This is a genomic window from Kosakonia sp. ML.JS2a (assembly GCF_025642095.1).
GTDB lineage: Bacteria > Pseudomonadota > Gammaproteobacteria > Enterobacterales > Enterobacteriaceae.
This window is the reverse complement of sequence record NZ_CP106754.1, coordinates 3,082,392-3,094,056: the sequence shown is the minus strand read 5'-3', so window position 1 is coordinate 3,094,056 and position 11,665 is coordinate 3,082,392. Positions and strand designations below refer to the sequence as shown.

At 53.8% G+C, this 11,665-nt stretch carries 13 protein-coding genes; 5 read left to right on the top strand and 8 right to left on the bottom strand.

All coding sequences use genetic code 11. The features are described from left to right. The first annotated feature begins 12 nt into the window (after positions 1-12). Complete coding sequence (gene osmE / locus N7922_RS14725; protein WP_263097015.1) at positions 13-354, top strand: osmotically-inducible lipoprotein OsmE; 342 nt, start codon at positions 13-15, stop codon at positions 352-354. 63 nt (positions 355-417) lie between these two features. Here osmE and katE read toward each other — a convergent pair whose 3' ends face one another. Continuing rightward, positions 418-2,676: a catalase HPII gene (gene katE / locus N7922_RS14720; protein WP_263097014.1), complete on the bottom strand. Its 2,259-nt coding sequence runs from the start codon at positions 2,674-2,676 to the stop codon at positions 418-420. 217 nt (positions 2,677-2,893) lie between these two features. On the opposite strand from katE, the gene cedA reads away from it, so the two are divergent. Continuing rightward, the gene (cedA, locus tag N7922_RS14715; RefSeq protein WP_263097012.1) at positions 2,894-3,136 is read left to right on the top strand and encodes a cell division activator CedA; all 243 of its coding nucleotides are present in this window, start codon (positions 2,894-2,896) and stop codon (positions 3,134-3,136) included. A gap of 81 nt (positions 3,137-3,217) precedes the next feature. On the opposite strand, the gene N7922_RS14710 is transcribed toward cedA, so the two are convergent. From N7922_RS14710 to hxpB, 4 genes are all read right to left on the bottom strand, one after another. Further along, on the bottom strand, positions 3,218-4,609 hold the full coding sequence (locus N7922_RS14710) for an L-cystine transporter (RefSeq protein ID WP_263097010.1): 1,392 nt from the start codon (positions 4,607-4,609) through the stop codon (positions 3,218-3,220). Between the two features lie 130 nt (positions 4,610-4,739). Then, positions 4,740-5,330 carry a metal-dependent hydrolase gene (locus tag N7922_RS14705; RefSeq protein WP_263097008.1) on the bottom strand — a complete coding sequence of 197 codons (591 nt, stop codon included), beginning with the start codon at positions 5,328-5,330 and terminating at the stop codon, positions 4,740-4,742. Between the two features lie 98 nt (positions 5,331-5,428). Beyond that, positions 5,429-6,190 carry a 2-dehydro-3-deoxy-D-gluconate 5-dehydrogenase KduD gene (kduD, locus tag N7922_RS14700; RefSeq protein WP_263097006.1) on the bottom strand — a complete coding sequence of 254 codons (762 nt, stop codon included), beginning with the start codon at positions 6,188-6,190 and terminating at the stop codon, positions 5,429-5,431. A 140-nt stretch (positions 6,191-6,330) separates the two neighbouring features. Beyond that, complete coding sequence (gene hxpB, locus N7922_RS14695; protein ID WP_263097005.1) at positions 6,331-6,999, bottom strand: hexitol phosphatase HxpB; 669 nt, start codon at positions 6,997-6,999, stop codon at positions 6,331-6,333. Positions 7,000-7,144: 145 nt separating this feature from the next. Between hxpB and N7922_RS14690 the strand changes: the two genes are divergently transcribed. Next, positions 7,145-7,681 carry a YniB family protein gene (locus N7922_RS14690; RefSeq protein WP_263097004.1) on the top strand — a complete coding sequence of 179 codons (537 nt, stop codon included), beginning with the start codon at positions 7,145-7,147 and terminating at the stop codon, positions 7,679-7,681. A 57-nt stretch (positions 7,682-7,738) separates the two neighbouring features. On the opposite strand, the gene N7922_RS14685 is transcribed toward N7922_RS14690, so the two are convergent. The 3 genes from N7922_RS14685 to pfkB all read right to left on the bottom strand — a co-directional run bounded on the left by N7922_RS14685 (position 7,739) and on the right by pfkB (position 10,041). Continuing rightward, entirely contained in the window at positions 7,739-8,599 is an 861-nt protein-coding gene (locus N7922_RS14685) for a fructosamine kinase family protein (RefSeq protein ID WP_263097003.1), read from the bottom strand. A gap of 105 nt (positions 8,600-8,704) precedes the next feature. After that, positions 8,705-8,995: a type V toxin-antitoxin system endoribonuclease antitoxin GhoS gene (gene ghoS / locus N7922_RS14680; protein ID WP_263097001.1), complete on the bottom strand. Its 291-nt coding sequence runs from the start codon at positions 8,993-8,995 to the stop codon at positions 8,705-8,707. A 113-nt stretch (positions 8,996-9,108) separates the two neighbouring features. Beyond that, on the bottom strand, positions 9,109-10,041 hold the full coding sequence (gene pfkB, locus N7922_RS14675) for a 6-phosphofructokinase II (protein WP_263100918.1): 933 nt from the start codon (positions 10,039-10,041) through the stop codon (positions 9,109-9,111). 291 nt (positions 10,042-10,332) lie between these two features. Between pfkB and N7922_RS14670 the strand changes: the two genes are divergently transcribed. Together N7922_RS14670 and N7922_RS14665 are read left to right on the top strand one after the other, a co-directional pair. Further along, positions 10,333-11,088, top strand: a complete 756-nt coding sequence (locus N7922_RS14670) for a YdiY family protein (RefSeq protein WP_263097000.1) — start codon at positions 10,333-10,335, stop codon at positions 11,086-11,088. A 262-nt stretch (positions 11,089-11,350) separates the two neighbouring features. Further along, on the top strand, positions 11,351-11,569 hold the full coding sequence (locus tag N7922_RS14665; protein ID WP_263096999.1) for a hypothetical protein: 219 nt from the start codon (positions 11,351-11,353) through the stop codon (positions 11,567-11,569). The last annotated feature ends 96 nt before the right edge of the window (positions 11,570-11,665 follow it).

The following is an 11,665-nucleotide window of genomic DNA, read 5'->3' as shown; positions in this document are numbered from 1 at the left end:
AGAGGATGGAATATGAACAAGAACATCGCGGGAATTCTGGGTGCAGCGGCGGTACTGACGATGCTGGCAGGGTGTACTGCCTATGATCGCGCGAAAGATCAGGTGAGCCAACCGGTGGTGAAAGATGTGAAAAAAGGCATGAGCCGCCAGCAGGTTATGCAGGTTGCCGGTCGTCCTTCATCCGAAGTGACCATGATCCATGCACGTGGCACGTGCCAGACGTATATCCTGGGTCAACGTGACGGTAAAACAGAAACCTACTTTGTTGCACTGGATGAGACCGGCCACGTCATGAACTCCGGTTATCAGACTTGTGCGGAGTACGACACCGACCCGCAAGCGGCTAAGCAGTAACTTTTTACTTTTCAGCCTGAGCAAGAAAAACCGGCCATATGGCCGGTTTTTTTCGCCACCGCATTATGCGGGAATGCTGTCGATTTTTTGCATCCGTGACCACACGCGATGCGTGGCCAGCAGGGTGAGAAAATCATCCATCAGCGTGGCCGATGCACTGTCTGCTTCAACAATTCCTTCCTCGCCTTGTGCATCTACCCCCAGAAGGGTTTTAAACTGACGCGCGTCGCCAAACAGGGCGATGGTTTTCAGGTGCTTATAGGCTTCCAGCAGGTAGTATTTGGCATCGCCATTTTGCAACAGCCCCCCGGCATCGCCACCGGGCACAATCACCCCATCGACCGTAAGGGACGGCGAACCGGCAAAGGTCGCGGCAACCGGCAGTTCGGATCCGTCGTCGGCGGTGACGCTACCCATCCGCGAAAAGAGCAGTTTGCTATGGACACCCTGTGCGCTCAGTCCCTGCAATAGGGTAAGCACATCCGCTGCACTGACATTTTCATGCAACAACACGGCGACCACGCGACCCTTGACCTTCCCGTCCGGAACGGCGTACAGACTCAACGCCGGATCTTTCTTGATGCCGTTAACATCCGCTGGTGGGGCGGTGTTGCGCTGTTCATCACTCAGCGTCAGACCGAGGTTTTCCGCCACCGCCTGCGCCAGCGTGACATCAATATGCGCCAGTTGATCAACCACCCGTTCGCGAATATAAGCGCGTGCCACTTTACTGAGCTCAAAGCTGAAGGCATCAACGATATGGCGTTGTTCAAATGGCGTCTGGCTCAGCCAGAACAGGCGCGGATGCGCGTAATACTCGCCAAAGGACGGGCTGCGTTCGCGGATCTTCTGGCCTTCCACTCGGGCCGGGTAAGTTTCAAAACCGCCGCGTTTAGGGCCGGGAGGTGTTTCACGCGGCCAGTTGTCATTGATCGAGTTCGGCTCGTAGTTGGCCGGGTTGCTGTCGATCTCCATGCGATGCATGCCATCGCGCTGGAAATTATGGTAAGGGCAGGTGGGGCGGTTAATCGGGATCTCGTGGAAGTTTGGCCCGCCAAGACGGCTGATTTGCGTGTCGGTATAGGAGAACAGACGCCCCTGCAATAGCGGGTCGTTGGTGAAATCCAGACCCGGCACGATATGACCAGGGTGGAACGCTGCCTGTTCATTTTCGGCGAAAAAGTTATCCGGATTACGGTTCAGCACCATTTTCCCGACACGTTGCACCGGCACCAGTTCCTCAGGGATCAGTTTGGTGGGATCTAACAGATCAAAATCAAAGTTAAACTCATCTTCTTCGGGGATCAGTTGCAATCCGAGTTCATATTCCGGGTAATCCCCGGCTTCAATCGCTTCCCAAAGTTCCCGACGATGAAAATCGGGGTCGCGTCCGGTCAGTTTTTGCGACTCATCCCACACCAGCGAGGCTTTGCCCGCCAGCGGTTTCCAGTGAAAACGCACGAAAGTGCCTTTACCTTCGGCATTCACCAGGCGGAAGGTATGAATGCCAAATCCCTCCATCGTCCGGTAACTGCGCGGAATACCGCGATCGGACATTGCCCACATCACGTTATGCAATGTTTCGGGCTGGAGCGAAACATAATCCCAGAAGGTGTCGTGCGCGCTCTGACCCTGGGGGATAGCCCAGTGTGGTTCGGGTTTCACTGCATGAACAAAGTCGGGGAATTTGTGCGCATCCTGAATAAAAAACACCGGCGTATTGTTACCGACCAGGTCGAAGATCCCCTCTTCGGTATAGAACTTGGTGGCAAAACCGCGAATATCCCGTACGGTATCCGCAGAGCCCGCGCCGCCCTGCACTGTAGAGAACCGGACAAAGACCGGGGTGATTTTCTCCGGGCTGGAGAGAAAATCCGCTTTTGTGACCTCACTCAGGCTGCGATAGGGCTGAAAATAGCCGTGTGCGGCGGAACCGCGGGCATGAACTATTCGTTCCGGAATGCGCTCGTGGTCGAAGTGAGTGATTTTCTCGCGCAGGATAAAATCTTCCAGCAGCGTGGGACCGCGCGTGCCGGCGCGCAGTGAATTTTGATCGTCGGCAATACGTACACCCTGATTGGTGGTCAGGGGAAAATTCTCGCCGCCCTTACGAAACGGATCCAGCGCGTCGAGTTTCTCATTGACGGTATCCGGGGCTTTCAGGCTGCCTGGCGCGGTGGGCTGTTCGCCGGGGGCGCTGGGCTCAGGGGAAGGGCGGTGAGAATTGTCTTCGGGGGCAAGGGAATCCAGTCCGGGTTGCGATTCACGCGGATCGTGAACCGGGGACTGGCGAGGATGTTGGTCTTTCTCATTATGCGACATTGAACTCGTCTCCTGTTTTCATTGCTGAAAAATGGTCGTTGTTACGTCAAAACCCCCTAACTATAGAACACAGCCCTGGCTATGGCTGTACGAGGCGGGAGGCGGGAACCCTGCGAAAAATAAGAGAAAGTCACGCCAGGCGCGACGCACAGGGCGACAATCGGCTATCATAGGACTTTCCCGGTTGTGAAATTCGTATTTAGTGAACGCATCGCCTATGAAACCTTTTCGTCAACAAAACCGTCGTGTTATCAGCTACGTACCGCGCGTCGAGCCAGCACCTCCCGATCATGCCCTGAAAGTAGAGGGCTATCGTGACGTCTGGTTGTTACGTGGCAAATATGTGGCGTTTGTGTTGATGGGGGAAACGTTTCGTCGATCACCGGTATTTAGCGTGCCGGAATCCGCTCAACGCTGGGCAATGCAGATACGCCAGGAAGGGGAAATCGACGACGAGTAACGGCGGAAAGGGCATGGAGCAGGCCGTGCGGGCGTAGAGATGAGAAAGGCGGGGAGATCCCCGCCTTTGTGTTATTCGGATTTAGCGATGCGCCAGTTCGGCGTCTTCTTCACTGTCCAGTACGGCTTTGTCGGTCTGTTTTAACCACTGGCTGGTGAGCGTGCCTGCGGTCATTGCGCCGTTCACGTTGAGCGCGGTGCGTCCCATGTCGATCAGCGGTTCTACCGAGATCAGCAGTGCAACCAGCGTGACCGGCAGACCCATCGCCGGCAGCACGATCAGCGCAGCAAATGTCGCGCCACCGCCAACACCCGCGACACCGGCGGAGCTGACGGTCACAATCCCGACCAGCGTGGCAATCCATACTGGATCGAGCGGGTTAATGCCTACCGTCGGTGCAACCATTACCGCCAGCATTGCCGGGTAAAGGCCCGCACAACCGTTCTGGCCGATGGTGGCGCCAAAGGATGCGGAGAAGCTGGCGATGGATTCCGGCACGCCCAGTCGACGGGTTTGCGCTTCGACATTCAGCGGAATCGACGCGGCGCTGGAGCGGCTGGTGAAGGCGAAGGTCAGTACCGGCCACACTTTGCGGAAAAATTTCAGCGGGCTGACGCCGTTGACGCCGAGCAGTAAGCCGTGCACCACAAACATAATGCCAAGCCCGAGATAAGACGCGATGACAAAACTGCCCAGTTTGATGATGTCCTGAATGTTGGAGCCTGCGACCACTTTGGTCATCAGCGCCAGCACACCGTATGGTGTCAGTTGCATGACCAGACGAACCAGCTTCATCACCCAGCTTTGCAGGGTGTCAATGGCGCTCAGAACACGCTCGCCTTTCGGCGCATCGTCTTTCAGCAGCTTAAGCGCAGCCACGCCGAGGAAGGCAGCGAAAATAACCACGCTGATGATCGACGTTGGGTTTGCGCCAGTCAGGTCGGCAAACGGGTTTTTCGGCACGAAAGAGAGCAGCAACTGCGGGACGGTCAGATCCGCCAGTTTCCCCACATAGTTGCTCTGAATGGCATTGAGGCGCGCGGTTTCCGCCGTGCCCTGCACCAGGCCTTCGGCCGTTAAACCAAACAGATTGGTGACCAGCACACCGACCAGCGCGGAAATCAGCGTGGTAAACAGCAACGTACCGATGGTCAGGAAGCTGATTTTGCCCAGTTGCGAGGCGTTATGCAGACGCGCAACGGCGCTCAAAATAGAGGCGAAAACCAGCGGCATGACGATCATTTGCAGCAGTTGTACATAACCGTTGCCAACAATATTGAACCACTGGATTGATGTCTTCAGTACCGGGTTATCGGATCCGTAAATCGCCTGCAGCGCCAGACCAAAGACCACGCCGAGGCCTAAACCGATCAATACTTTTTTTGCCAGACTCCACTGTTTGTGGCGAGTCTGCGCCAGCAAAAACAGCAGTGCCACGAACACCACGATGTTCGCGATTAATGGAAAGTTCATCCCCGTTCTCCTGATATCATTATTCGGATCACCCTGGCGGTTGATCCCGTGGCGCAAGGTTAGCAGAAGTGCCGGGGTGCTCTTATATCCAAATGGAATGGTTTATGCCAAAAACGGAATTACCGGCTGATTAATGGCCGGATTGCTGATGAATAAAGCGATTAAACTGATTTTGCAGTGAATTAATCATCTGCGATGACCAACGAACTGCACCGTTTTCGGGCAGGGTCTGCGGCATCCACACGGCGTAGGTAAACAGTGCCATACAGAGTACGCGCTCAAGCTGGTTGCCTTTTTGCGGTGCCAGTAATGGCAAACGAAAGCGCCAGCGGCAGGGCCACAGCAGGGGGACACCGGCGGGGGTGATCATATCGGCCAGAATATGACTCAGATAGCCGACCACCATACCCTGTAGCGCATCCGCCGGGACTATCCAGCTATCCGGCACTTTTAAGTAGAACAGCGTTAGCGCGATAAACACGGCCAGCAGACTATGGGTAAATCCCCGGTGACCAAACATACGGGCAACGGGTTTTGATACCCACTTCAGACGTTGACCGAGGAAAGATTTTGGGTGGTCAATGTCTGGCAGCAAGCAGGTCAGGATGGCGGAGGGTACGATGTGCCACCAGTCACCCTGCGCGAGGACGGGCGTCAGCTCGGCGTTTTTGGCAAACACCGCGCAAGCAATGGAAAAAAGCAGGTGTCCTTCCGCCGTCATGATCAAACTCACTCAACTGTCGATGCATACAGTATAGGATGTTTGTACAGTAGGCGGAAGAGGTGACGGTGTAACTCTTTGTCACAATCCGGTCAAATTTAACGCGCCAGCCAGCCACCATCGACGGCGAGGGTGTAACCGTTGATGTATTCGGCGGCGCGTGAGGCCAAAAATACCGCAGCACCTTGCAAATCGGCCGGTTCACCCCAGCGCCCGGCGGGGATGCGCTCAAGGATCTCCTGGTTGCGCTCTGCGTCTTCCCGCAATTGCTGGGTGTTATTGGTTGCCATATAACCCGGTGCAATGGCGTTGACGTTGATACGGTGCGGCGCCCACTCGTTGGCCAGCAGGCGGGTTAAGCCCATTACGCCGCTTTTGGACGCGGTATAAGAGGGCACGCGGATCCCGCCCTGGAAAGAGAGCATCGAGGCAATATTAATGATTTTGCCGCCATCGCCTTGTGCGATGAATTGCCGCGCCACGGCCTGCGAGAGAAAGAACACCGTTTTCAGGTTCAGATCCATCACCTCATCCCAGTCTTTCTCGCTGAAATCAAGGGCGTCGCAGCGGCGGATCGTCCCGGCGTTATTGACCAGAATATCGACGCGCCCCATTTTCTCGACCGTCTCGGCGACGATGCCCTCAAGAGCTTGCTGGTGGCGTAAATCTGCCTGTATTGCCAGAAAGCGACGACCCAGCGCCTGCACCTGCTGCGCCGTGTCGTGCGGGATTTTACGGTTCACGCCGACGATATCGCATCCGGCCTCCGCCAGCCCTAACGTTATCCCCTGACCCAGACCGGTATCGCACCCGGTCACAATGGCCACTTTACCCGCAAGTTTAAAGGCATCCAGTATCATGAGTTCTCCGGCGTAATTATTGTAGTGAGAGGGCACAGCGCCTGGAGATCAGAATAGAAGGGCGGTGAGGAAAATACAAATAAAAATGAAATGATGTTTCAAAAATAATATCGGGACAGCAGATTACTGCCCCGACGGCATCAGCCTAACAGATCTGCGAGTGTCAGTTGGGTAAGACTGGTGAGTTTGACGTTGGCCAGCACATAGCGCGGATCGTCCCGATGTTCGGCGTCCGGCACGACAATCGAGCGCATGCGCGCCGCTTTACTGGCGATCATGCCGTTGACAGAATCTTCCAGCGCAACGCAACAGAGTGGGTCGACGCCCAGTTTGGCTGCGCAATCCAGATACACCTGCGGATGCGGCTTGCTGTAGGGCAGCTTCTCTGCGGAGGCCAGCGCGTCGAAGTGATCTCGCAGGTCGAACAGGCTGAGGACTTTTTCCAGCATGCGCAATGGCGAGGCTGACGCCAGGCCCACCATCAGGCCATTGGCTTTGCACAGGGCGACGGCATCGCGGGCACCGGCAAGCAGAGGCCGCTCCGCTTCCACCAGTGAGATCGCCCGTTGGATAATGCGATCGGTGACTTCCTGGCGATTCGGACCATTCCAGGGTTGCTGCGCATACCAGAGTTCGACGACCATATCGATGCGTAAACCCAGCGTGTCTGGTAATTCGCTACGCCGTGTGATGTCGACTCCAAGGCTTGCTATGACATCCAGTTCAGCACGATCCCAGAGTGGCTCTGAGTCGATAAGTAATCCATCCATATCAAAAATGGCAGCAAGAATTTGATGCGGGGCAGACATAACACCTCTCTTTTTAACGCGGCTTATCCGGGGAAAGTACGGATTATGTACAAAGAGGCATCATACCGCCTTTAAAGATCAGGCGAAAATGATTCTCAGCAGGTAGACTTAGGCGCAAACAGTGCGTCACTCACAAGGGGAATCCATGACGTATCAACAAGCTGGACGCATCGCAATACTGAAACGCGTTCTGGGTTGGGTGATTTTCATTCCAGCCGTCATTTCAACGATTATTTCCGTACTGAAGTTTATGTACGACCACAGTGAAAAGCAGGCCGGTATTAACGCGGTGATGCTTGATTTTGCCCATGTGATGATTGAAATGATGCGTTTCAATACGCCGTTTCTTAACCTGTTTTGGTACAACTCACCGACGCCGGATTTCCATCAAAGCCTCAATATCATGTTCTGGATAATCTTTGTGTTGATCTTTGTGGGGCTGGCATTGCAAGCCTCGGGGGCGCGCATGAGCCGTCAGGTGCGTTTTCTGCGTGAAGGCTTAGAGGATCAGACGATCCTTGAGAATGCCAAAGGTGAAGAGGGATTATCCCGTGCGCAGCTTGAAGCGCGCATTGTCGTACCGCATCACACCATTCTGCTACAGATTTTTCCGCTGTATGTGCTGCCGGTGATTATCATTGTCGCGGGTTACTTCTTCTTTAAGCTGCTTGGCTTTTTGTGACGCAACAGTGCCCGGTGGCGCTATTGCGCTTACCGGGCCCGGGTATCGGAAATGTGTTTATGCGGCTAATACGCGCTCCAGCGCTTTTTGCGCATTCAACAGATGCTCGCCCCCGAACAGGATCGCCCGGTTGAACAGGGTATAGAGCTGATAGATTGGCTGGCGGTCAAGAAAGTCATTCGGCAGCGGAGAAACTGACTGGTAACCGTCGTAGATCTGCGGCGGCTGGTCCGGATGCAGCGGTAGCATTGCCAGATCGCACTCCCTGTCACCCCAGTAGCACGCCGGATCGTAGATATAGGGACCGTCCGGGCCGAGTGCGCAATTCGCCGACCATAAATCGCCATGAAGCAGTGAAGGCTGTGGTTGATGTGACGATAAACGCTGCTGAACATGGTCAACAATGGCGTCAATATTGCCAAACTCGAGGCCTTTTTCCGCGGCCAGCTCCAGCTGCCAGCCAATGCGCTGCTCGGCAAAAAAAGTTGACCAGCGACGCTGCCAGGCGTTGGGTTGCGGAGTCGTGGAGAGATCGTTATCGAAGTCGAGGCCGAACTGCGGCTGATCACTCCATTGATGCAGACGCGCCAGTTGCTGACCCAGCAGGAAAGCATTGTGCGCATCCAGTGGACGGGCGGGCAGATACTCCATCACCAGAAAGCTGTAGTCGCGATCGCTTCCCACCGCCAGCACATCCGGAACCCGCACCGTGTTACTGCGAGCCAGCAAAGCGAGCTGGTCCGCCTCTGCAGTAAAAATGGGCAACAGTTCACGTTCGTCGCACTTCACGAAGAGATCGCGCCCGGCATAACGCAGGTGCCACGCGGCATGAATCTCACCACCCGGCAGCTCGTCGCGCTGCTCAATCTCACTTTCGCCCAGTTGCTCGCTTAACAGACGACTTATCGCTTGCCACATGATGTCTCTCCCATGTAATCAGCCGGATCATAAGGTTAGCGCACTAAAGCTTAAAAAAGATACGATGTAACGCACACCTGAGCAACGAACGGAGCCGTCAGGCGCTTATCGTTCGTCTTTTTGCCAGGTTTCCCAGGTATAAACGGTGATGTCGGCCTCGTTCCCCACTGCGCTTACCGCCAGTCCGTTTGCCAGCGCGTTAACGTCCTGCACACTGAGTGCGCTGATAAGCCCAAAGGTGTTCGTACCGAGGTCGTGCACTTTTCCTTCTTCATCAGTCATGGTGAGGAGAAAACCCGCACGTGTAAAGTGGTTGTTGAGTTCGTTGATTTCCGTCAGGGTCTGTTCGTGAAATTTGACCGTTACGACGTAGCGGGTGATGCCATCACTGCTCATCTTTCACCTCATTGTTATCCTGAAAGTTTTTTTAGCATAGTCGGCGAAGGCGATTTGTCGACTGCCGCTGTGCTGTTGGCAAAACCCTCTTCCATGCGAAAGAGGGGACATTGTCAGTTATTGCGCAGATAGTCGTAAATTTTTTGCGTATCTTGCAGTGCACACAAACGCGTGCCCTGATTAATGGTGGCGGCGCTCCCGGCGGCAACACCGAAACGCACCATATCGTCGAGCGGGGCGTTTTGCGCCAGCTTTAAGGTCATTGCGCCGACCATGCTATCCCCGGCCCCAACGGTGCTTTGGCTCTTCATCGGGGGCGGCACCACTTGCACGCACTGGTTGGCGTCGACAGCCAGTGCACCCTGTGGCCCAAGCGACACCACAACGCGTAGTGCTTTGCCGCTGTTCACAATCTCCTGAGCGGCAATACGTACGTCATCGGGCTGAGTGAGCTCTCTGCCTACTAACGCACTCAGCTCTTTCTGATTCGGTTTTACCAGTTCAATATGACCAATTGACAGGGCGGCGGCGAGCGCCTCTCCTGAACTATCAACAATGCAGCGAATACCCTGGCGTTGCGCGGCTTTGATCAACTGTATGAGATTCTCTACCTGGATCCCCGGCGGCAGACTGCCGCTGATCACCAGAATGGAGCCTGATTCGATGGCGAGCACTTTCTCTTCCAGTTGGCGAAATTCACTTTCACTCAAGGCCGCGCCAGGCATTACGAAGCGGTATTGCTCACCGCTGGACTCAACGTGAACGTGCAAGTTTTGCCGCGTCCAGTCTTTGGCTTCTACGACGGTAGTCGGCACGTTTTCATCGGCCAGTAGTGCGGTGAGGTGTTCACCGGTTGCACCGCCTGCCGGGAACAGCGCGGTGGCCCGACCGCCCAGATGTGCAATGGCGCGGGCAACATTGATGCCGCCGCCGCCGGGTTCAAAAACCGGGGCGCTGCAACGGAGCTTACCTTCAGGATAAATCTGTGGCGTGAGCGTTGCGCTATCCAGAGAGGGCGCTAACGTCAGCGTATATACCGGGACCATCATTACCTCCTTTTTATCTGGCTGCTTTAAGCCTGGCACTGATTGCCCAGAAGGGAAAGTAAATAACAGTATGATTTTCAGACTGAATTTGAGTCAGGGAACGGTGGCGATTAATAACCAAATTCTCTTTTTTGAGATCTCTCTTATTCAAAAAATCAAATAAGATTTCATTGATATGTTTAACCGGCCTTTTTATAATTTGTTACCTTTCTTTGGACCGTTGTCGTTGATCCTTATGAAAGATTCCGGGACCGTGTTGGTCTCTTTTTTTGCTGTACGGACTCTTAATAAATGAAGCTTTTGAAGACAGTACCCGCACTGTTTATGGCTGCGGGCGTGCTTGCGTCGATGAATGCTGTCGCCGATGACACCGTTTTTACTGTCATGGATGACCCTGCAACTGCAAAAAAACCGTTCGAAGGTAGCGTGAACGGTGGCTATCTTGCTCAGTCCGGCAACACAAAGAGTTCCTCTTTGACTGCCGACTCCACGTTGACCTGGTACGGTAGCAGAACGGCCTGGTCGTTGTGGGGGAATGCCAGCAACACCTCGGCAAACGATGAACGTTCGTCTGAAAAATACGCTGTAGGTGGTCGTAGCCGTTATAACCTGACGGATTACGATTATCTGTTTGGCCAGGCGAGCTGGTTGACTGACCGTTACAACGGCTACAGCGATCGTGATGTGTTTACTGCCGGTTATGGTCGCCAGATCCTGAACGGCCCGGTACACAGCCTGCGCTTTGAATTTGGTCCGGGTGTGCGTTACGACAAGTACACTGATGGCGATACCAAAACCACAGCACTGGGTTATGCATCCGGTACTTATGCGTGGCAAATTAGCGACAACACGAAATTCACCCAGGGCGTTTCCGTATTTGGTGCGGATGATACCACTGTGAACTCCGAGACGGCGCTGAACGTGGCTATCAACGCGCATTTCGCGCTGAAAGTCGCTTATAACCTGACCTGGAACTCCCAGCCGCCGTCAACTGCACCGGATCATACCGATCGCAGAACCACGGTAACGTTAGGCTATAAAATGTAATTGAGTGGGCCGGAAATATCGGCCCCTTGTTTTAATTTGTTCATTCGTGCTATTTTTCACGTCGCTTATTAAATTTGATTTAAGTAAATATTTCCCTCCTTATTTTCTTCACAATTAATTCAAATGAAACATATTCAGTTTATTTGACACGAATGGATAAATAAATTGACTGTGCAAAAGTGTGATCCAGATCTACACTAATTGCACGGGTAAAAAACACACCCAAACAGTCATGTGTTTATTCAAGAAAGAGAAATTCATCATGAAAAAAATCAATACTGCTGCCGCGGCTGTAGTGCTGTCTGCACTCTCCTTTGGTGTCTTCGCTGCGGATTCCGTTAATACGACTGCCAGCCAGACCAACACTAACATCACCAACATTGAAGCGGGTTCCAACATGGTGCCGGTTGCACAGACCGCACATAATACCAATGCCGCTGCATTCGACTCACATACGCTGGTTGCCGGTGAGTGGAATTAATTACATTCTCAGTTAATTCATTAACTTTGAAAAAACCGGATAATGTTGTACCGGTTTTTTTGTATTAATAATCGAATTGTAAATCTTGTTAGATAA

What these genes read in the sequence shown, in the direction of transcription:
- N7922_RS14690 (WP_263097004.1), top strand. Translation starts at nt 7,145, where the DNA reads ATGACGTATCAACAAGCTGGACGCATCGCAATACTGAAACGCGTTCTG.
- cedA (WP_263097012.1), top strand. Translation starts at nt 2,894, where the DNA reads ATGAAACCTTTTCGTCAACAAAACCGTCGTGTTATCAGCTACGTACCG.
- hxpB (WP_263097005.1), bottom strand. Translation starts at nt 6,999, where the DNA reads ATGTCTGCCCCGCATCAAATTCTTGCTGCCATTTTTGATATGGATGGA.
- N7922_RS14705 (WP_263097008.1), bottom strand. Translation starts at nt 5,330, where the DNA reads ATGACGGCGGAAGGACACCTGCTTTTTTCCATTGCTTGCGCGGTGTTT.
- N7922_RS14710 (WP_263097010.1), bottom strand. Translation starts at nt 4,609, where the DNA reads ATGAACTTTCCATTAATCGCGAACATCGTGGTGTTCGTGGCACTGCTG.
- ghoS (WP_263097001.1), bottom strand. Translation starts at nt 8,995, where the DNA reads ATGAGCAGTGATGGCATCACCCGCTACGTCGTAACGGTCAAATTTCAC.
- osmE (WP_263097015.1), top strand. Translation starts at nt 13, where the DNA reads ATGAACAAGAACATCGCGGGAATTCTGGGTGCAGCGGCGGTACTGACG.
- katE (WP_263097014.1), bottom strand. Translation starts at nt 2,676, where the DNA reads ATGTCGCATAATGAGAAAGACCAACATCCTCGCCAGTCCCCGGTTCAC.
- N7922_RS14685 (WP_263097003.1), bottom strand. Translation starts at nt 8,599, where the DNA reads ATGTGGCAAGCGATAAGTCGTCTGTTAAGCGAGCAACTGGGCGAAAGT.
- N7922_RS14665 (WP_263096999.1), top strand. Translation starts at nt 11,351, where the DNA reads ATGAAAAAAATCAATACTGCTGCCGCGGCTGTAGTGCTGTCTGCACTC.
- N7922_RS14670 (WP_263097000.1), top strand. Translation starts at nt 10,333, where the DNA reads ATGAAGCTTTTGAAGACAGTACCCGCACTGTTTATGGCTGCGGGCGTG.
- kduD (WP_263097006.1), bottom strand. Translation starts at nt 6,190, where the DNA reads ATGATACTGGATGCCTTTAAACTTGCGGGTAAAGTGGCCATTGTGACC.
- pfkB (WP_263100918.1), bottom strand. Translation starts at nt 10,041, where the DNA reads ATGGTCCCGGTATATACGCTGACGTTAGCGCCCTCTCTGGATAGCGCA.